We start from the raw sequence: 20,614 nt of genomic DNA, 5'->3' as shown, positions 1-20,614 counted from the left end.
AATATTTTTCTTATTTAAAAAAAGATTGCAATTGCAATCTTTTTTATTGTCAATAATATAATATTTTATTCATAATATTATTTTTATAAATTATATTAAGTTAGTTGTTAAAGAATGATAATTAATGACTGAATTTTGTAAAAAATGAAGTTTTATAAGTAAAAATATAGTTACTCTAACTTATCAATGTTATAATTTATCAATGGAATAACTAATATTAATTTATGAAAATTTAGATAGAAAGGTGCTATTGCCATTAATATGTTTTTTAAAAGTGTAAAATTCAAGAAGACAAATGATGATTTTGAAACAGATGATAACTCTGAATCAGAAGTTAATATAGAAGGAAAACAAGAAATAATTACACCTTTTAAACAGTATAAAAGTAAAGATAGTAAAAATCTTTTTGCTAAAAAAATGTTATTAAAAAGAAAGCAATCAAAATTAAATAGTAAGAAAAAATTTAGTGTTCATGATTGAGGCATTGATAATACTAATTATGTTTTTATTGATTTTGAAATTGCAAATTCGAATAAAACAAGTGCTTGTCAATTAATTATGATAAAAGTAACACAGGGTAAAATTGTCAAAACTTATAGTTCGTTAATTAAACCACATCCCGAAGAATTTACTTTTTCTCATGTTCATGGAATTACAAGTGAAAGCGTATCTTTAATGTCAAATTTTAAAGAATTATGAGTAGACATTGTTACTTTTTTTACTGAAAATACTGTTGTTATTGCTCATCACGCTAACTTTAACATTAATATCTTAAGATCATTAATTAATCATTATGATTTAGAGTGCCCTAATTTTTTTTACATTTGTTCAGTTAAGTTATTTAGAAGAACATATGATTATCCTAATAACCGTTTAAGTGCTCTTGCTCATAGTAATCAAATTAAATTTGATCATCATGATCCATTGGCAGATGTTACCACTTTACATAAATTAATTAATATACATTTCAGTGAACATTACCATTTAAAAACTTTATGTAATAATCTTAATATTAAAATGGGGAGATTATTTGGTGATTCTTTATCTTAATTAATATAAGATGTATTTTTATATATAAAAATACTTTTTAAGTTTAAAGGTATAGTAAATAAAAATTTGCAAATTTAAAAATTAACATTATAATTATACTTATGTAGGGATATTAAGATAAATTATTTAAGTCAAATTGTATACAAAAGAGGTTACAGTTATGGAAAAAGAAATAGATGTTGCATATGTTTTATCACCATTGGATACAGTTACTAATGTTAATGACAAAAGTGTCTTTTCAATAAAAACACATCTTGTGCTAATAAATAAAATACTTAAAAGTAAGTAAGTACTGGCTTTAAATTAGTATTAATGATTACTAGTTAAAACAGTTGCTATTTTTAAGTGCAGCACTAATTCTTTAAATAATATTTATATCTTGTATAAAATATAATCAATTATAATCAAGAAGATTATTAACTAAAATTCAATTTTTATTTAATAAAAGTCTAAAAAGTACATGAATATTTTGCTTGTTTATGATAACATTACTAAAGAAATTAAAAATAAAATTTCTTATTTTTGATGTTATTAATTTTGATATGTAATATTTTATGAAATGGAGGTGAAATCAATGAAATATGACTATGAAATTATTGTAATTGGTGCGGGTCATGCTGGTGTTGAAGCGGCATTATCTTCTGCACGAGCAGGTCATAAAACTGCTATTATTACTCTTGATAAAACTAAAATTGCATTAATGCCATGTAATCCTTCTATTGGTGGACCAGCCAAAGGAGTTGTGGTTCGTGAAATTGATGCACTTGGTGGCGAAATGGCTAAAGCAGCAGATGCTACTGCTTTGCAAATGAAACTATTAAATCATTCACGTGGTCCAGCAGTTTGAGCTATTCGTGCTCAATCTGATAAAATTGCTTATTCACAATATATGCAAAATGCAATAAATAAACAAGAAAATTTAACAATTTTAGAAGTTATGGTACAATGATTAATAATTGAAGAAAACACTGCTAAGGGTGTTATTTTAGAGAATGGTGAAAAAATTACAAGTGAAATTGTGATTTTAACTACTGGTACTTATATGACAGCTTTAACTTTACAAGGTCATAATAAGAAATCAGAAGGACCAGATGGTCAAAGAACAAGTAATGGTATTTCTGAGCAATTAAAAATTGTAGGCTTTAATATGATACGTTTAAAAACAGGAACACCACCTCGTATTAAAAAAAATAGTATTGATTTTGACAAAACTAATATTGAACTAGGTAGTGATTTGCCTTTAGCATTTTCACATGAAACTAAAAATTTTTTACCATTAGCAAAACAGTTACCTTGTTATTTACTTTATACAAATGATAAAACTCATACCATTATTAATAATAATTTAGATAAATCACCAATGTATAATGGTGAAGCACAAGGTACTGGACCACGTTATTGTCCAAGTATTGAGGATAAAGTAGTACGTTTTGCTGATAAGCCTCGTCATCAAATTTTCTTAGAGCCAGAATCACTTGCTTTGGATTCAATTTATGTCCAAGGTTTTTCAACATCATTGCCAATTGATGTGCAAGATAAAATGTTGAGAACGTTACCTGGCTTAGAAAATTGTGAAGTATTAAAATGAGCATATGCTATTGAATATGATGCTTTTCAACCAACACAATTATGACCAACATTGGAAACTAAATTAATTAAAAACTTATTTAGTGCTGGTCAAATTAATGGTACTAGTGGTTATGAAGAAGCAGCGTGTCAAGGTTTAATAGCTGGAATTAATGCCCATTTAAAAATAAAAAAAGAAAAACCATTAATTTTAAAGCGTGATGAAGCATATATCGGAGTTTTAATTGATGATTTAGTAACAAAAGGAACAGTTGAACCTTATCGTTTATTAACTTCTTTAGCTGAACATCGTTTATTATTACGAAATGATAATGCTCAAACAAGATTAATTAAGTATGGTTATCAAGTTGGCTTAGTTAGTGAACAACGTTGATCGCAATTTAATATTCAACAAACATTAATGTCCAATATTGTTGAAAAATTAAAAACTATTAAAGTTAGTCCCAATTCAGAAGTTACTAAGTATATTATTAATAATAATTTAGGTCCAATTCCCGATAATCATATTATTGCTTATGAATTATTAAAACGCCCAGGTGTCAAATTATCAATGTTTACTTCACAGTTACCTTTAATAAATGATTTACAATATCATGAATTAATGGAATTAGAAATTACAATTAAATATTCAGGGTATATTAATCAGCAACTAAAAATGGCGCAACAAACTAATAGTTTAGAAAAAAAACAAATTCCTAGTGATATTGATTATGATTTAGTAGAAAGTATTACTGGTGAAGCTAGAGAAAAATTAAAGCGCGTTAGACCATTAACAATTGGTCATGCTACAAGAATTTCTGGTGTTAGTCCTGCTGATATTCAAGTTTTATTATTTTTTTTAAAACGCAAATATCCAAATTTAAATATTTAATAAATTAGCGATCTTAATTAAAAGATCGCTAATTTTATATATTAGACTTCTTGCAAAACTATGATATTAATCACATTTTTTAAGTTTAAAAATTTATTTTAATAACACTTTTAATATTTTTTAAAAATTATTGTTCAAAATATGTTTTATTTTTTGTCATTAAAATACAACAAAAATTATTATTTCAAATAAAAAAATAAAATATTAAATTATCAAATATATTTAAATTAATAATTGTAAATTATAAATTGAAGCTATTAAATTAAATCTTAATGCAAATTTTTTTCTTCTATTTCGATATTTTTCACTAATAATTATAAATTTTTTAAGAATCGCAAAAACATGTTCAATAACAACTCTCATTTTTGAAATAGCCTTATTATTTTTCTTTTCTTCTTTAGTTAAAGGGTTTTTCTTTGATTTTCGTTTAGGTAATAAGACATTTTTATGTATGTTTTGTATACCTTGATATCCTAAATCTACTAAAATAGTTGTTTCTGATAAAAATTTCGTTTTTGAATTTTTTAAAATTTTAAAATCATGATTTTTACCATAAGAAAAATAAGAACTTATAATTTTTTTACTATCTTTTTCAATTATGACTTGAGTTTTTATTGTATGTTTTTTCTTTTTTCCTGAATAATATTGTTTTTGACTTTTTTTGGGCGTTGAATAGTACTTTCAGTCACATCAATGATAACTGTTTTATCTTTAAAATTATTATTTAACAGTGATTTTTGCCCATCAAGTTGTTGAAAATCAGGATGTTTTATTAAAGTATTTTCTATTCACTTGATATTCCTATAGCAACTACTTTCACTAATTCCATAACTTTTAGCAATATGAAAATAAGTTCGATACTCTCTTCAATATTCTAAAGTCATTAATAAACGATTTTCTAATGATAATTTATTAGGTGTACCACCATTTTTAAACTTTTTTACTTCTTCTGTCTTTAAAATTTTTAGAATTTTATTAAAAATAATATCATTTATACCAGTTAATCTTAATAATTCTGGATTGTTAATAGTTTTTAATTTATCAAACATCATAGATTACCTATCTTTTTTATTTTTAATTTTATTTTAAAAATTAAATTTTTAATAGATAGGTTTTGCAAGAAGTCTATTAAATATTTTACTTGTATTTTAAAGTTCAAAGAAGATTTTGATTTATGATGATCAAAAGAAATTAAACAGTAATAAAAATTGTAAATATGACACAAATTTAAGAGGTGATAAATTTATGAATAACGAAAAACAAAAAGAGTATAAGAAAAAATGATATCAACGCAATAAAGAAAAAATAAAAGAATATCAACAAAGACCTGAAGTGAAAGCAAAAAAGAAAGAATATGCTCAAAGACCTGAAGTGAAGGCAAGAAGGAGAAAATATGATCAAGAGTGATATCAAAAAAATAAAGAAAAAATGAAAGAATATGCTCAAAGGCCAGAAGTGAAGGCAAGAAAGCAAAAATATGAGCAAAAATCCTAGGTAAAAGCAAAAAGGAAAATATATAATCAAAAATGATATCAAAAAACTAAAAAAACAAAACAAGAATTACAATTTAATAATAATTATCAAAAAGAAGTAATGGTAAATGCAATCAACAAATTAGCTGATCAATATCCTCCTGCTGCACATGATTTAAGTGAAAATCAAAAAATTTGAAAATCTTATTTATAAAATAAAAATAAATTAAAAAAATGAATTGATAAAAAATAAATCTAATTCTTTTTCATGTAAATCATATATAACAATTTTCTTTTCACTTAAAATAAAATTAAGTTGTGATATATAATTTTGGGAGATTGTCAAAAATCCGGAATAAATTAATTCATATAGTCTTATTATTATGTTAGACAAGAAATAATTTGGAATTTTATGAAATTGTATTTAAATAATATAATTTTTTTAACTTAAATGCAACTAAAATGATTATTTTTAAAAATTACTAAAAAATTAAAAAATAAATTTAATATTTATACACAAAAAAAATTCTTATTAAAACACATTTAATAAGTTTTATTCTATTTTGATTTTTAAAAAAAAGTTAAATTTTAATTTATAATAATTGCATCTCTGTATTTATTTTATTACATTTAAAAATAACCATTTTAATATAAATTGAAATATTATAAGTTCTATTACCAAGCATTTCTTTTAAAACATGTCAAATATTAGTTTCAGTAAAGCAACCAATATTTCATTTTGCACCTTGATTTTCAATACCTTGTTTATTATTTTTAAAATATTTTTTCTTTAATTTTTTATGATTATCTAATTCTTTATATAAATAATCAATTAATTGTTCATATTGACCATTATTAATTAAATTTTTACAGTAATTATATTCTTTTAAATATTTTCCTTTATTTCCCGCCATTATTCCAAGATATAATGTTCTAATTAAATGGAATTTATCTAAAACAAACTGTGCACCTAAATAATCTGCTACATCTTTAATTCATCCTGCACTATCACCACAAATAATTATTTTTGCTTGTTCAACATTTTCATAAAATTTTTGACAATGTTCTTTAACAAATTCAGCAGTTTTTTTAACTCCAATTGCTGTTCTTGTTGGTCTTATAATTGCTTTTACTCTTTTATTTTGTACTTTGTGATTAATATTATCTGTATATGTTACTATTAATCGCATAGAATGTTTTATACCTTTACGTTTAAAATTTCAAAATTTTCGATGACCGTCATCAATTGCTACAAAAATAGGTTGATTTTTTTCTAGTTTTACTTTTACTGGATTTGCTTCAATTACTTCTAAATTTTTAAAAACTCTATGAATAGTACTAACACTAATACCTGCTTTTTTACAAATAGCACAAATATCATGATATCTTTTTCCATCAGCAAAATATTGAATAATAGTTTGTTCAACATCTTCACCAATTCTTTTATATTTAGGTAATTCTAGTCATTCATCAACTAAACAAATACGAACTAATTTTTGTAATTTTTCATCAAAATATTCATAAATTCTTCTTTTATAAGTTACCATTCCATATAATGTTTTTCTAGTTCGATATTGATAATCAACAATTTTATATTTCTTTTTATCTCTTGTTTTAAATATTCTTCAATCTCGTTTTTCTCATTTATTTGTTATATGTTCTAAAACTAATTTATCAATTTTTGCACTTTCTTCTCTAAAATTTCATTTATAATTAAAATTCACATTTACTTCTCCTAACTATTTTAAAAAAATCTAAATTTATTGTAAATATATTTAAAAAATTAATTTACTTAATTATTATATAAATATATAAGTGTTATTTTAAATAAAATAAAAAATATTTTAAAAAATGCTTTCATATTTAAAATATAATAAACAATTTCAATATAATTAATAGTATAGGTCTCACAAAATAACGCCTTTAATTTAGGCGTTATTTTGCATTTAAAAGCATACTTGTAAAAATAATCAAAAATAAGTACAATTAAATAATAAAATGTTATGAAAAAGGGAATAAGATATGATAAATAGAGAAAAAGAGTTAAAAAGTATAAATAAACTGAAATCTTTAAAAAAGATTTTACAAAATGAATGTTATTTCTCAAAGTAAAAATTGTAATAACAAATGAAGTAATATTGTATTATTAGATTTAAAATCAAAAACATTTAGTCTTTTTCTTTGTGAAAATCATGCAATTAATTTAGAACATGAATTATTACCAAAATGATTAAAAACTTCTGAAAAATTGGGAAAAAATAAAAAGTTAAAAAAGGAGATTAAAATGCAAGATAGTAAAGAGATATTAAAAAATATTCAAAATGAAGTTGAACAACAACAAGAAAAAATAAACTCTAAAATAAAAAAATGAATAAAAAGAAATTTCTATAAAATAACAACTATTATAGCATTAATTTTTGCATGTATTGCCTTAGGTTTTGCATGTAAAGACGGAAGACAAAAATTAAGTTTTTATTTAAAACCAGACCATACTGCAGTATTTGGGGGGACTATATGAGAACATCGTTATGATAAAAGTACAGTTTCATTTTATTTTGCAAATAATAAAAAAGATAAAACAGATATAAAATGAGATGGTAAGTATCCTACTGGATATTTTTGATGAGATTAAAATTCAACATTAATATATGATATTGTTTCATCATTATTATTAAATAATGAAATATTATTAATGTTTATAATTTTATTTTCTATTTCTAATAAAATATCATAATTTCCAGCACCAAAAATACCTGAGATTTCTATTTTATGTAAATTAGAAATTTCTTTTTCTATATTGAATTTAACTGTATCATTAAAATAATTTTTTTGAACAAAATTAAATCAATCTCAACTTGAAAAATATTGTTTTTGACTATTAAATAATTTTAATAATTCTAAAACATTATTAATTATACTTTTAACCATATACTTTCCATATTCACCATTACTTAAACTCATATCTTGTGCTAATAATGAAGGTATATTATTATTTTCTAGTTCATTAGTTAATGATAATCAATTAAATTGATTATTACTTAGTTTAAATCATTCATTTTGATTAATATTTTTGTTTTTTATTTTAATATTATTAAGGTCAGTAAAATCAAAATACTCAGATTTTAAAACAACATAAACATTTTCAAAATTTCATCTATCATGAGTTGATTTTCTTGTTGGTTTTGATTTTATTTCAAAATAATAGGGTAACAATAATTTATAATCATCATCTAAACCTTTATTTATTGATAAGTAAGAAAGTATATAATTTGATAACATCATAACTACTTGCTTAAATTTTTTTATTTTTGGATTATTAATAAAATCTGGATTATCTAATTTTCATTGTTCAAATAAATTAGTAATAACATCATGTGGTTTTTGGTTTTCAAATTCATTTCTTAATTTTGTAATATCTGGTAAATCATCATGTTTTTCGTCATATTTAGGGTCATAACCTTTAAAATTCGCTTGATAATTATAAGTATAACTTAACATGTCCATTAATAATTTTCCTAATGTTGTAAGTGGTTTAACTTTATCATAAGTTAATAATACACTATCAATATTATTAATTTTTCAATGAGTTTGTACCGTTTTACCTTGTGACATTTTTACTTTTTGGTTTTTACTTCCTCCAACTCCAACTTTATTAACTCCACTTTGTCAATCATTATATGCTAATATGTAATCACTTTCATTTTCTTTAGAAAACATAAAATATTGTTCTTTTTGAATATTATCTATTTGTTTGTCTTCATTAGTAGTTATAGTTTCAACATTTTTAAACTCAATTTTTTTAACATGTTTAAATTCTTGTGCTGGTGGATTAGGTATAATTTCACCAATATCTAAATATTCTAAAATAGAATTTTGATTAATGAAATTTTTAGCAATATTTCACTCTAAAATTTGGTCACTAAATCATTGTTGTAAAATATTAACTTTTGGTTGAGTTTGAATTGGTAAAGCATATAATGGAAATAATTGGTTATCATCAGCAATTAATAAATTTGGTGATACTTTTAATCCATCAATTTCACCATTTACTTTTATATTGCCAAATAACATTGTTTTAGGAAATTTTAAAGTTATACTTTTAACCTTGGTATCTTTTTCTAATGGTTTTTGTAATTTAATAATGATTGGATAACCATCTCTTGTTTTAAAGTCTTTAATTTTTATAATAGTTATACTTTTAGTACTTCTTGTTTTTGGATTTTGATAAGGTTGTGAATAATTATTAATGATATATAAATTATCAATATTATTTTCAGTTAATGGTTCATTGATAGATACAGCATATAACTTAAATTGATTTAATAAATTTATTTCTTGAAATATTAAATTTTTAATATCAGTCATACTATATTCAATTGTATTGTCATTAATATTAGTACTTGCTCTTTGATTTAATTGCATAGTAAAATCAGATGTTTCAACAGCAGTAGTTTTTAACACTTTATCAATATCAATAAATCCAATTTTAATAGTATTTGCTGAAAATTTTAAACTATTATTTTCATTATTTTTAAATAAACGTTCAATTTCATAAATATATATTGTTCTTTTTTTAAATTCATCGTATGCTCTATTAATATCTGGGTCACTAGTAGCACTCATCATATTAGTAAAATCATAAGGAATATTATCAATTAAATAATCATTTTCTACTTCTGCTTGATTAAGTTTAGTTTGTTTCTGTGGAAACTTCGTTTGTGGTTTGTTGTTGTTTTCCATTGTTTTCTCCTATTAATTGGTTATTTTCGGGATTAAATAATTTTAATTTAACTGTTAAATTATTAATTTCTTGTTCATCATTAATATTAAATGTTTTACTATTTAATAAATCTTTATCTAAACGTACTAATATTTGAATAAATTTAAGAATATCAATATTAAATTGCCATAATTTTTGTTCAATATAATTAATGGTTGAAATATTTACAGCTGTACTTTCTAGAACTGATTGTTGTGCAGATTTCTTTTGACTTGGTATATGAATACCACAACGTTTAAATATTTCATTAACATTTCAATCATATATATCAGTTAAATTTTTACCTTTAAAATTACTATTTGTCATATTGATATTTTCGTTTTGTTCATTATTATCTCCACCACTTTTAAATATGTAATTTTTAGTAACTAATGTTCTTACTGCTTCTTCTAATGTTGATTGAACATTACCATAAGTTTGACTAAATATAAATTTAGGTGAATTTAAAATGCTATCTAAAACAATTTGCTCATAAATAACATCTAATGCTTTAATTTTATCCATTACTTTATCACAATCTGCTAACTCATTTGCTTTATTTCGCATAATTGCTATTGGTATATAATTAATATTTAGTGTTTGTTCTTGTAATAGATTAGGATTATTAATAAATGATTTAAAATCTAATGGAAATTGTTTTTTATTATCACTAATACTATAAATTGCACGATTAATTGTTACTTCTTCATTGTTTAATGTATAAACTTCAAATAGTCTTACTGTTTGTGCATTTTGTTCATAGTTATCATAAAAAATAGTACATTGAATTAATTTACCAGTAATATCATAAACTCTTTGTTGAATATCTACTACTTGAAAATATAAGTCATCATTAGCAATATAAATTAAATAACCACTAATTCCTAATTTACTTAATTTAAAAATAGAATTTCAATTTTTTCTATAAAATTCTTGTTGAATTAAGTATTGTTTAATAGTTTCATTATTAATATCTAATGGAGCATTATATAAATTAGCATTATTTTCTGCTACAAAATCAGTGAAATAAGTTTCATGATTAAAATCATTAAAACCAAAATAATTTAAAATAGAAGCATGAGTACTTTTATTTTTATTGGTTAAAAATTTTACTTTTTCATTTTGATTATCACTAATATTTGTTTTATCTTTTCTTTTAAATAAACTTAACATAATATTCACCACCTTTCTTTAAAATATTTGATTAATTTTTAATATAATTTTTACAATAATAAATATAATTAAACCAACAGTTGCAGATGATAGAATTACTCCAATTAAAGCTAAAATAATTTTTATAATTTTAAAAAACATAATCTTATTCCTGTAATTCTTCTAATTTTCATACATTACCTTTTAAATTACCTTTTACAGTATAAATAGTAATCAATTTTGCATGTTGAACTGATAAAATTACTATATTAGCACTATCATTAAAGGTTTGTATTTGTACACCAGCAATTTTTTTATTAGTTATAATAAATTCTTGAATAGTATAAACTGGATTATATATACTTCAAGAATAATAAACTCTATAATGTTTATTCTCTTCAAAATCATAAGTAATTTGTCAATAATCTCATTTATTTTTTTCTCTTGTTCCTACTTCTTTTCAATTATTTATAGTTGGAGTTGGTTGTGGTTGTTTTTCTAATATTTCATTAATTGCTTGTAATATTTTTTTATTTTGAGTTTTTAATATTTTATATTCATTATTTTCTAATAAATCCCTACAAAGTAATGAATTTTCTTCATCATTTAATAAAATTTCATTTGTTTCAGTATTATATTTAAAATAATCATTTGAAAATTTTTTGTCTTTTATTTTTTCTTTTAATTCATTAACAGCCCCAGCAATAGTTTTATTAGTAGTTTCTAAATTAGGAATTTCTTGACCAATAGCATTCATAGAAAAAGCAATTGGAAATAATGCTTTTGTATCTTCTAATTTTTTATCTATTTCTTTTTTTTTATAATAATCAGTTAAATCAGTAGAACCACCAATAGCACTAATTTTATTATTTTCATCAATCTTAATATTTTCACCAGCAATTAATTTATTTTGTTTTTTATCTAATAAATTATTAGTTTCTAGTTTTGTATAATAATCACGTTCAGTATTTTCTTCTGCTATAAATTCAGTTGGTGTATCTATTCCTTGATATTGATATATTTTAGAAATAAATCCTGAATAATATGTTCCGGGTGTAGCACTAGCGCGAATTTTATAATTAACGCAAGTTAAATATAATCTAATATTATTAGTTTCATCTGAATAAAAAGTATCTAATAGAGTATATGATTTTATTGCAGATTCTTCATCTAATTTAAATATAGATTTTCTAGTATATTTATATTTATAAATATTACTCTCATAAATATAACCTCATATTACTAATATTTCTTTATTTAAATTATCAGTTGAAAGTTCATTAGATATCTCTTTTCATAATGGACTAGTTTCAATATTAAATCAGTTATTTTTAATATCATCAATATTTTGTTTATTAATCTCAATTTTATTTTCTAATAATTTGATATTATTATCAACTTTAGTTTCTAATAATTTAATACTATTTTCATTTGTAGTAATTCTTTTTTGTTGTTTAGCAGAAAAATCACAAGTTGGTGCATGTGTATAATCCCCAATTTGTGGATTATTTTGTAATGCGTCAGGTGGTAATGTACCAATTTCATCAGGTCAATCTAAAATCATAGTTTCAGTTTCTTTATCATAATCTGTTGCTACATAACCCTTATTAATAAAATTTGTAACAGGACCCCTATATATTTCATTTTCATTATCATCAACTAAATCATCATATAATTTCATTTGTTTTGATAATGTAAATTCTTTTTGTTCTTTAATTAATTCATCAACTTGATTTCTAGTATAAAATGCTTTTAAGTCAATTTTTTCAACATCTATTTCATCATCATTATAACTTGAAAATATTTGTTTTAATTCTGTTAATCTTGCTCATATTTTCATTCTAGTAGGTGCTAAATCTCAAACATTAATTGTTGGAATACTACTTGCACTAAATTGATTACCATTATTAAATTGAATAGTTGCATCAACATTAAATTCAATTGGTGTACGATTAAATACTCAATGTTCAACCATTACATAAACCATATCTCTTAATGTTTCTTTAATTAATTCATCTTTAAAACTATCAAAAGGAAATTTAGATAAAATAAAATCAAGATAGGCATTAATATCATTTTGCGCACGTATTCCAAATGTTTTAAATCAATCATTAACATTTGGTCATGTTTTTATATATTGCTGTGGTGTTTCTGTAATTTTTCCAGTTAATGGATATCAGTTATTATAATTTTCAAGACTGACACCAGTTCAAAGTTTATTAATCATATTTTATCATTCCTTAAAAAATGCTTTTTTATAATGTTTAGTTTTTGTTTTAGTTTTTCTATGTGTGATATGTTCAATTTCTTTTTGTATTTTATTTTTTCCTTTTTTTAAGTTTTTACTTTTTGTTACAACTTGACTATATGCAAATTTTTCTAAATGATGTAATAATCAAGTACCAAATAAAGTATTTACTGAAAACTTTAAACCAACATTTTTAAATGATTTATTAATATTTTCAATAGGATTATTAATAACATTTACTACTTTATGATAAGTTCTTATTATTCTAAATATTTCTCTATATACTTTAAAACTATCTCTAATTACTTGTTGTACAACTGGTGGAGCAAATGCTATTGCTTTTAATCATTTATTACGATTAACACCATAACCAATGTATCAACCACTATATCAACGATATCAATGAAATGGATGTATTTGAGTAACAAAAGTTTTTGCTTTAAGAATACTATCAACAACTGTAATTGGTTTATATTTAGGATTACGATGATAAATAGTAATTGCACATTTATCTAATGACAAAGGTTGAATTTTACAACCCATAAATACTGGTGAATTTAATGGAATTAATTGTGCGTGTTTAATTGCTCTTTTTTCTGCACTAGTAAATAAATCAGTTGCTTTTTCTTTTAATTTATTAATTTTTTCAAATGCTTGTTTTTCTAGTTTTTCAAATTTTTCTTGTAATTTATATATACTTTCTCGTATTTTTTCAAAATATGAAGTATCTTTTCAAAATTTATTTAAACCTTTTTTTAAATAAAATCTAATATCAAAATATTTAAAAATTTGATTTGCTTTTAAAACAAGTTGATGAATAATACTATTTTTAAAATTAAATTTAATAGCATTAGCACGAATTTTTTGTAAATCCAAAATTAAAGTTTTTCCATATCTATTTTCTGTGTGTATTGTATGAACTAAATTTAATCAATCATGTTGGTTCATAAATAATACTTTTTTTAAATCAGTATTATATTTTTTTAAAAAGTTATTTGCTTTTTCAATATCTTTGATTTTAAATTTAGGAGTTAATTGTGGACTTAATTTTATTAATGTATTTTGTAATAATAAATAATCTTTTAATTCTTGTGCTTCTAATTTTTGAAAATTATTTTTATATTGTCTTTCAGCAACATAACCTAAATTTTGGATTATTGTTTCACGATTTGGAGCAAAACTGTAATTAAATAAATAACGATTTTTACCAACAATTTTATCTGTTAAAATTTCTTTTCCACTTACTTGACTAATAATTTCTTGTAAATTTTTTGCTTCTTTAACACCTATTTGTTCTAATGTTTTAGTTTTTTGTGCTAAATTAATAAATTTAGTAGTACGATAACCACGACTAATTTTATTAATTCCAGCAAATGCTGGTAATATATTAAAAAAAGTATTTAATGGTGTTACATTTCCTTTTAAATAATCATAAACTTGATTAATAGTAAAATCAGTTAAAAATTCTACACCAACAGCACTAATACTAGCAACTAAATCACTTGCACCTAATCCAAGTGCAAAACTTTCACTTAATCCACCAGTAAAAGGAGCAAGTGCTACTGCTATTACTTGTACACCAATCATTTCTAAAATTTCTCATCAAAAACTTTTATTTTCTTGTTGTTTACTTATTCTAGTATGTTTTGGTTTATTTATGTTTAAAAGTATTGCTGTATTAGTTGTACCGATTGGCATGATATTAATGTCCTTTATTTAAGAGTTATTTTAATTGGATTTGTTGTTCCTTTATAATTTAAGTCATTAACATTTGCAATAATAGTTATATATAAATCACCTGCTTTTTGTTTTTGATTACTTACATTAGTTTTGCCTTGTGCATCACTAAAATATTTAATAGTTGGATTTGTTAAATTAGGATTTAATGATTTAAGTTCATTAGTACTTTTTATTTGTGTATTTAATTCACTATTATTGTTATTAACATTTGCAGTAATATCAGTTGTTAAAATTGTAATTTTAGTTTTTAAATCAGTTTTATCACTATTAATAATTCCACATAACATTCAGCGTGAAGTTGTTTCTTCATCTGTTATATAGGGTATTGCTTCACCAGTTACTTCTCCCCCAACTAAATATCTTCTTCCAACTTTACCATCATTAATATCTTGAACATATACAACTGTATTTTGTAACATATATCTTTTCATTGCTCTTGGTGTTGCTAAAACAAAAGACATAATTTTAGTTTCATTATTATCAGTAAAAGTCATATAATCATCCATTACAATTTGACATAGTACACCTTTGATATATAAATTTGTTCCATTTAATCTTAATTGTTGTGCTATTTGGTTATCAGTAATTAAACCTTTATTATCTGCTAAATAAACTAAACTATCATATAAATTATTAGTAATAAAAAATTGACAATTATTACTATTTCTTAATTGAAATAAAGTATTTCAAGCAGATAGCATTGATTTTAAATATCCTACTGGTGTTTTATCAGTAATATCTAATTTAGTTGCATATTTTGTAATTACATTTGTATCATTATTTGCTAAATAATCTGCTAAATCATTAGCAACTTCATATTGCATTGTGTTTAACAAATTTTGTCCATTTTCTGCATTTAAATCAACATTAGCAATTATTTCACCTGCAACTGCTTCTTGTTTAATTTCTTTTAAAATTTTAATAGTTTCAGCGTAACTAACATCTAATCCTTTGCTTTTATCATTTCATTTTAGTACTTTAATTTCTGAATTTTTTGGTTTTTTAACTATAAATTCAATTTTTGTAGAATTAACCATTTCAATAGGAAAAAAACTTGCTCATGGTGAATTTGATTGTTTATAAAATTCTATAAACTCAGGTGCCTCTACTAATTTTTCGGTATTATCTAAATTTTGATTGAATGGTACTGACATTTTTTTTATTTCCTTTCTGTTATAAATTATTTTTCTTTTTATAATCCAATAATGTACTTTTTATTGAATTTGGTTGATTTGTTATTATTGTTTGTGGTTTGCCACCTGTATTAATTATTTCTTTAAATACTGGTTGTTCTTTAATCATTTTTTTAATAGTTTCTTCAATTTTTGAATTTTCTAAATTATTAGTTTTAAATTTTAAATAATCATAAAATTCAGTTTTAACTTGATATTTTTTAAATATATTAATAATTTCTTTTTCTTTAATTTCTAAATTAAGTTTATTTAACTTATTTTCTGCTTCATTAACTTTATTTTCTATTTCTTGTGAAGAAGCATTGTTTTCAGTTAAAGGTTCAGTTGTTTGTTGAACATTATTTTCATTTTCTAACATTTACATCACCACTTTATTATTTATTTTCTTTATTAATCTTTTCATTTAACTTTGCTAATTTTTTTTGATGTTTGATAATTTTGTTATTTGCTCTAACATGTTTTGGAGTTGTGATAAATCTTTTTAATAAAACAATAATTTCTCTGCAAATTAATGTTCCAACACTTGTTCCAATAATTATTAATTCATGTAAAAATTCTTTCATTTGAATATTTTCCTTTCAATTATTTATTTTTAATTTTTAATTATTCATCAAATTGACCACCATTAATTCTTTCAATCATTGATTGTGAATTACTTATAATTTCTACTAATACAGATATTTCTTTATTTAATTGTTCCAATCTTTCTTTATATGTCTGAATTTCATTATTATAATATTCAAGTATTTTTTCTTTATTCATAAATTATTCACCTCCTTTATAAACTCATGTGATTATAATCTCAATTTAATGAAGCATTATCGTGATTTAATGGTACTTCACTCATATTATCACTACCATATTGACTAGTTGTTTCACTATTAATTGTGAATCTATTATCATTAATTAATCTTGAAGTTTCATTATTAAATGCTGTTTCTTGCATTTCTCTACTATGATTTGTTTCTATTGGAAGTAAATTATGAATAATTTCACTTGCACCAGCAACTATGGTAGGTATTGCATAAGCATTATTAAAATCATTATTAATACCCATAGCAACACCACTACTAATCAAACATCCACCAGTTGCCATATTACAAATCTTTTTTATATTTTCAAATCTATTAGGTATTAACTCAGTTAATCCACTAATAAGATTTGAAATACCATAAGCATTTAAACTAATATATGTATCTCAATCCATTAATGACTGATGTTCTTGTTTATCTAATAGTAATCACGGAGGACCCTCAGTTGTAGTTGTAGTTGTTATTGGAGTTGGTGGTGTTGGAATAATTGGAGTAATATTATTTTCACTTCATTTACTATAATTTGCTAAACCAATTGTTCCTAAACCTAATAATATTTTTTTACTACTATTAATTAATTTAGTTTTAGTATTTGGTCTTTGATTTAAATTTCATATATCTAAACCTAATTTTTTACCAAATAATAAACTATTAATTGAACCCAATATTGAATTATCTATTACTTGACGATAATAAGCACTTGTACCAATCATTGCACAAATAGGACTTATACCAGTTCTAATTAATTTGGTTAAAGTATATTTTGATTGTGTATTTTCGTTTGGCATTTTATTCTCCTTTATTTGTTTTTATCAGTTCTCTTATAACATCTAATAAGGAATCTACTACATAAGAATTTAATTCAAATTCATAATTTCTAATTTTAATTTTTTCCTTTTGCATTTGTTTAATCTCCTTTAATTTCTAATTTTTTAACTGTTACTTTAATTCAACCTTGATAAACATCATTATCACCAACTATTAATGCAAGATTACTTTCGGGGTCAGAAACAATTATGTGTTTTGATTTAACATTTGGGTATTGTCTTAAAATAATTGCTCTAATATCATTACTTGTATGAATTGCTTTTGGAAATGGTGATAATACTTCAATTTCATCTTTATTTTCAAACAAAGTAGGTAATATTATCATTAATTATTCTCCTTATTTTTAATTTGATTAGCAATTTCACTTAATATTTTCAATACTTTATATTCATTTTTTAATTCTTTAATAATAAATATTAAAATTATTATTAGTGTTATACTGGTTATTAATATTGGTGCTATTAATAAAATTTTTCATAATATCATTTTTTACTCTTTTCATTTTTTAAATCATTTAACATTGATTGAACAAAATGCACGATTTTTAGGAATGTTTAAAGTGTTAAAGATTTGACCAGTTACAATAATTTCATCGTTTTTGTTTAATAAAATACAGCGTCTATAAAGTTTTGGGTTATTAAAAATTAAAGTAACATAATTTAATCCATTTCATTGACCACGAACACTATAATATAATTCCTTATTACCTTTTTCGTAATATTTTGCTTCAATAGTGTTACTAAGTTTTACTGTTAATTTCACATAATTTGCTTTATCTTTCATTTTTATAATTTCCTTAAATAATTATCAAAAATCAATATTTTCTTATGATTTTTTAAATAATATTGAATATGCTTATAAGCATCTTGTTCATGTTTTGTTAATTTTATATTTCCTTTATAATTTGTTATTTTATTTTTATTTTTTGGGTGGTTTTCTAGATAATCTCAGTTGAAAACATCTTGTACTAATACCATTAATGAACCAATAATTTTAGGAGTTGCTAATGGATTAGTTAATAATTGTTTTGAACTTAAAAAGAAATTTTCTACAATAACTAATATTTTTTTATCAATAAATTTTTCTTTAATTAATTGAAATTTTTCTTTATACATATTTTTAGTCCATAAAACAGTTAATGTATTGAATTTTTCATTAAAAATAATATTATTAGTTTCATTTGAATATATAACAATTCCATTACTACCTATTCCTGCTGGGTCAATACCAATAATTAAGTCATATTGCATTATTAATCAAATTCTTTGGATTGTATTTTATTAATTAAGAATTGAATAGTATCAATTGAACCTTTTAATTGATTTCGATAAAATCTTTCTTTTTCTTTTTTGTATTGTTCTATATAATGACCTAAAAATATATTTAATGAACAAATTAAATTTTTCTTATATTCATTAATAACTTCTTTTTTAAAATCTTTTCTTAATTTTTCTATATTATTTAAATGTTCTTTTGTTATTTCTTGATTACGTTTTTTATTATATTCATTAATAATTTCTTGGTCTTTATAAGAAAATGGTTTTTGTTTATTCATATTTATACCTCCTACTTAACCTAACATTTAAAATACAGTCATAACAAATTGCTTTACTATTTTTATCTCTTAAAAAATATTTTCTTGTTTTAATATCATTAGTATTAAAGAATAAATAATCTAATTTATTTTGTTTACATGTTCAACAAAAATACTTTTTCATTATGAGTTGAAATTTCCTTATACAAAGTAACTATATAATTAATTGGTAAATCATCATGTTTATATTGATTATTTATTTTAAAACCTTTTCTGTTTTCTTCTCACGTAATGTTATATTTAAAACAAGGATTAGTAATTTTAGTTTTGTTATCTGTTATTTCACCCATAAATCAACTATTATGCTGTTCATAAAATGTTAATGGTTCAAGTTTTATATCATTAAGATAATATTCTTTTGGAGCAGTTGGTTTATTAACAGTTATTTTTTGGTCTTTAATATATGGTTCTAATAATTTTATTAATTCATTACCACTTAATTCTCTTTTAATATTGTCTAAATTAAAAACTCAATATGTGTAACTGTTATCAACAATAAAAGAATTATTTTTAATCATTCATTTTGGAAGCGATAATTTATATTCAACATAATCAATAAGAATAGATTGTGGTTTATCTTTAATAATTTGTTCTTTTTTAAATTCTATTTTCATAATAATCCTTTCCTAATATGTTCTTTATGCTAGAAGCAACAGAACATATATTTTGATTTTTAGATTATTAATACTACTACTATTCGTTTTATTCATTCCATGAAAACTGGGCTCAAAAATAAATTGTGAAATTTTAAAAAACATTGAGGCATTCGATTCAATATTTATTTAATTTGTGTTAAACAAATTAATATTTTAATTGAACCGGCCTCGCTCAATTTTTTTACAAGTTTGAAATTTATTTTCTCGCCCAAAAAAATTTTCAAAAAAAAATAAAAAATAAAATCAACACTTGCTCACTGGGGAGTGGCAAGGTTGATTAAATAAAAAATAGAATTAATACAATAGGTCCCTACAACAGGTCTATATATACTAGTTTCCAATTCGCTCCCACCCCAAGAATTACCATTACTGGTTAGTATATTTTATTAGGTATCACTCCACTTTTTATTTATCCATGCAAGTCCACATGCTCTAGCTACTATTTTTAACAACTGTGTTGTAGTTCACTTTTTTAGTTCCCTAACACGTGTTGATAATAGCGTTAAAGAGGGTTCTTAAAAATTTTAAAATTTTACAATTACAAAAAAAGACAAGATTATTTCTTGTCTTTTTCCTTGTTAATAATTTTTATTTTATCTTTTAAATGTATATTTTTTAAAATACGTCGAATATTAAATTTAAGGGTAAAAGA

22 protein-coding genes are annotated in these 20,614 nt (G+C 22.3%); 5 read left to right on the top strand and 17 right to left on the bottom strand.

All coding sequences use genetic code 4. The features are described from left to right. Positions 1–261: 261 nt before the first annotated feature. The 3 genes from AACL24_RS00485 to mnmG all read left to right on the top strand — a co-directional run bounded on the left by AACL24_RS00485 (position 262) and on the right by mnmG (position 3,508). Positions 262–1,050, top strand: coding sequence for an exonuclease domain-containing protein (locus AACL24_RS00485; RefSeq protein ID WP_339047946.1), 789 nt, complete (start codon positions 262–264; stop codon positions 1,048–1,050). A 160-nt stretch (positions 1,051–1,210) separates the two neighbouring features. Beyond that, on the top strand, positions 1,211–1,339 hold the full coding sequence (locus AACL24_RS00480; RefSeq protein WP_255495891.1) for a hypothetical protein: 129 nt from the start codon (positions 1,211–1,213) through the stop codon (positions 1,337–1,339). Positions 1,340–1,624: 285 nt separating this feature from the next. Then, positions 1,625–3,508 carry a tRNA uridine-5-carboxymethylaminomethyl(34) synthesis enzyme MnmG gene (gene mnmG / locus AACL24_RS00475; protein ID WP_339047944.1) on the top strand — a complete coding sequence of 628 codons (1,884 nt, stop codon included), beginning with the start codon at positions 1,625–1,627 and terminating at the stop codon, positions 3,506–3,508. 222 nt (positions 3,509–3,730) lie between these two features. Here the strand turns inward: mnmG and AACL24_RS00470 are convergent. After that, positions 3,731–4,560, bottom strand: a protein-coding gene (locus tag AACL24_RS00470; protein ID WP_339047942.1) for an IS5 family transposase whose coding sequence is annotated in 2 segments (ribosomal slippage) — positions 3,731–4,164 and positions 4,164–4,560 — 831 coding nt in all. Because the reading frame shifts where the segments join, the coding sequence is not laid out codon by codon here. 193 nt (positions 4,561–4,753) lie between these two features. Here AACL24_RS00470 and AACL24_RS00465 point away from each other — a divergent pair. Continuing rightward, a complete protein-coding gene (locus AACL24_RS00465; protein ID WP_339047940.1) occupies positions 4,754–5,002 on the top strand; it encodes a hypothetical protein in 249 nt (82 codons plus the stop codon). Positions 5,003–5,573: 571 nt separating this feature from the next. Here the strand turns inward: AACL24_RS00465 and AACL24_RS00460 are convergent. Further along, a complete protein-coding gene (locus AACL24_RS00460; RefSeq protein ID WP_339047938.1) occupies positions 5,574–6,704 on the bottom strand; it encodes an Mbov_0401 family ICE element transposase-like protein in 1,131 nt (376 codons plus the stop codon). Between the two features lie 365 nt (positions 6,705–7,069). On the opposite strand from AACL24_RS00460, the gene AACL24_RS00455 reads away from it, so the two are divergent. Continuing rightward, positions 7,070–7,612 (top strand): hypothetical protein, encoded by a 543-nt coding sequence (locus tag AACL24_RS00455; RefSeq protein ID WP_339047936.1) that lies wholly within the window; start codon positions 7,070–7,072, stop codon positions 7,610–7,612. Here the strand turns inward: AACL24_RS00455 and AACL24_RS00450 are convergent. The 15 genes from AACL24_RS00450 to AACL24_RS00380 form a co-directional block, all read right to left on the bottom strand. Beyond that, positions 7,609–9,720, bottom strand: a complete 2,112-nt coding sequence (locus tag AACL24_RS00450; RefSeq protein ID WP_339047934.1) for a hypothetical protein — start codon at positions 9,718–9,720, stop codon at positions 7,609–7,611. The two genes, AACL24_RS00455 and AACL24_RS00450, sit on opposite strands and share 4 nt — an antisense overlap. Next, positions 9,671–10,912 (bottom strand): hypothetical protein, encoded by a 1,242-nt coding sequence (locus AACL24_RS00445; protein ID WP_339047482.1) that lies wholly within the window; start codon positions 10,910–10,912, stop codon positions 9,671–9,673. Before AACL24_RS00445 ends, AACL24_RS00450 begins: the two co-directional genes overlap by 50 nt. 145 nt (positions 10,913–11,057) lie before the next feature. Beyond that, on the bottom strand, positions 11,058–13,118 hold the full coding sequence (locus AACL24_RS00440) for a hypothetical protein (protein WP_339047932.1): 2,061 nt from the start codon (positions 13,116–13,118) through the stop codon (positions 11,058–11,060). 3 nt (positions 13,119–13,121) lie between these two features. Continuing rightward, positions 13,122–14,837, bottom strand: coding sequence for a hypothetical protein (locus AACL24_RS00435; RefSeq protein WP_339047485.1), 1,716 nt, complete (start codon positions 14,835–14,837; stop codon positions 13,122–13,124). A gap of 14 nt (positions 14,838–14,851) precedes the next feature. Further along, positions 14,852–16,033, bottom strand: a complete 1,182-nt coding sequence (locus AACL24_RS00430; RefSeq protein WP_339047107.1) for a hypothetical protein — start codon at positions 16,031–16,033, stop codon at positions 14,852–14,854. A gap of 19 nt (positions 16,034–16,052) precedes the next feature. Then, positions 16,053–16,430, bottom strand: a complete 378-nt coding sequence (locus tag AACL24_RS00425) for a hypothetical protein (RefSeq protein WP_339047109.1) — start codon at positions 16,428–16,430, stop codon at positions 16,053–16,055. Between the two features lie 16 nt (positions 16,431–16,446). Next, complete coding sequence (locus tag AACL24_RS00420) at positions 16,447–16,635, bottom strand: hypothetical protein (RefSeq protein ID WP_174480113.1); 189 nt, start codon at positions 16,633–16,635, stop codon at positions 16,447–16,449. Between the two features lie 40 nt (positions 16,636–16,675). Beyond that, positions 16,676–16,834, bottom strand: a complete 159-nt coding sequence (locus AACL24_RS00415) for a hypothetical protein (protein ID WP_339047113.1) — start codon at positions 16,832–16,834, stop codon at positions 16,676–16,678. A gap of 16 nt (positions 16,835–16,850) precedes the next feature. Beyond that, positions 16,851–17,672: a hypothetical protein gene (locus AACL24_RS00410; RefSeq protein WP_339047930.1), complete on the bottom strand. Its 822-nt coding sequence runs from the start codon at positions 17,670–17,672 to the stop codon at positions 16,851–16,853. 119 nt (positions 17,673–17,791) lie between these two features. Next, positions 17,792–18,037, bottom strand: a complete 246-nt coding sequence (locus AACL24_RS00405; protein WP_339047928.1) for a hypothetical protein — start codon at positions 18,035–18,037, stop codon at positions 17,792–17,794. Then, positions 18,037–18,198 carry a hypothetical protein gene (locus tag AACL24_RS00400; RefSeq protein ID WP_174480256.1) on the bottom strand — a complete coding sequence of 54 codons (162 nt, stop codon included), beginning with the start codon at positions 18,196–18,198 and terminating at the stop codon, positions 18,037–18,039. The genes AACL24_RS00405 and AACL24_RS00400 overlap by 1 nt, the downstream gene beginning before the upstream one ends. 3 nt (positions 18,199–18,201) lie before the next feature. After that, positions 18,202–18,495, bottom strand: a complete 294-nt coding sequence (locus AACL24_RS00395) for a hypothetical protein (protein ID WP_338961240.1) — start codon at positions 18,493–18,495, stop codon at positions 18,202–18,204. Between the two features lie 2 nt (positions 18,496–18,497). Further along, positions 18,498–18,962 carry a hypothetical protein gene (locus AACL24_RS00390; protein WP_339047926.1) on the bottom strand — a complete coding sequence of 155 codons (465 nt, stop codon included), beginning with the start codon at positions 18,960–18,962 and terminating at the stop codon, positions 18,498–18,500. Positions 18,963–18,964: 2 nt separating this feature from the next. Continuing rightward, positions 18,965–19,267 (bottom strand): hypothetical protein, encoded by a 303-nt coding sequence (locus AACL24_RS00385; RefSeq protein ID WP_339047924.1) that lies wholly within the window; start codon positions 19,265–19,267, stop codon positions 18,965–18,967. Positions 19,268–19,401: 134 nt separating this feature from the next. Then, positions 19,402–19,920 (bottom strand): hypothetical protein, encoded by a 519-nt coding sequence (locus AACL24_RS00380; protein ID WP_339047123.1) that lies wholly within the window; start codon positions 19,918–19,920, stop codon positions 19,402–19,404. Between the last annotated feature and the right edge of the window lie 694 nt (positions 19,921–20,614).

The organism is Spiroplasma endosymbiont of Colias croceus (genome assembly GCF_964020095.1).
Lineage (GTDB): Bacteria > Bacillota_I > Bacilli_A > Mycoplasmatales > VBWQ01 > Spiroplasma_E.
Note: the sequence above shows the minus strand (reverse complement) of the source record. Positions and strands in the feature narration are given on the sequence as shown.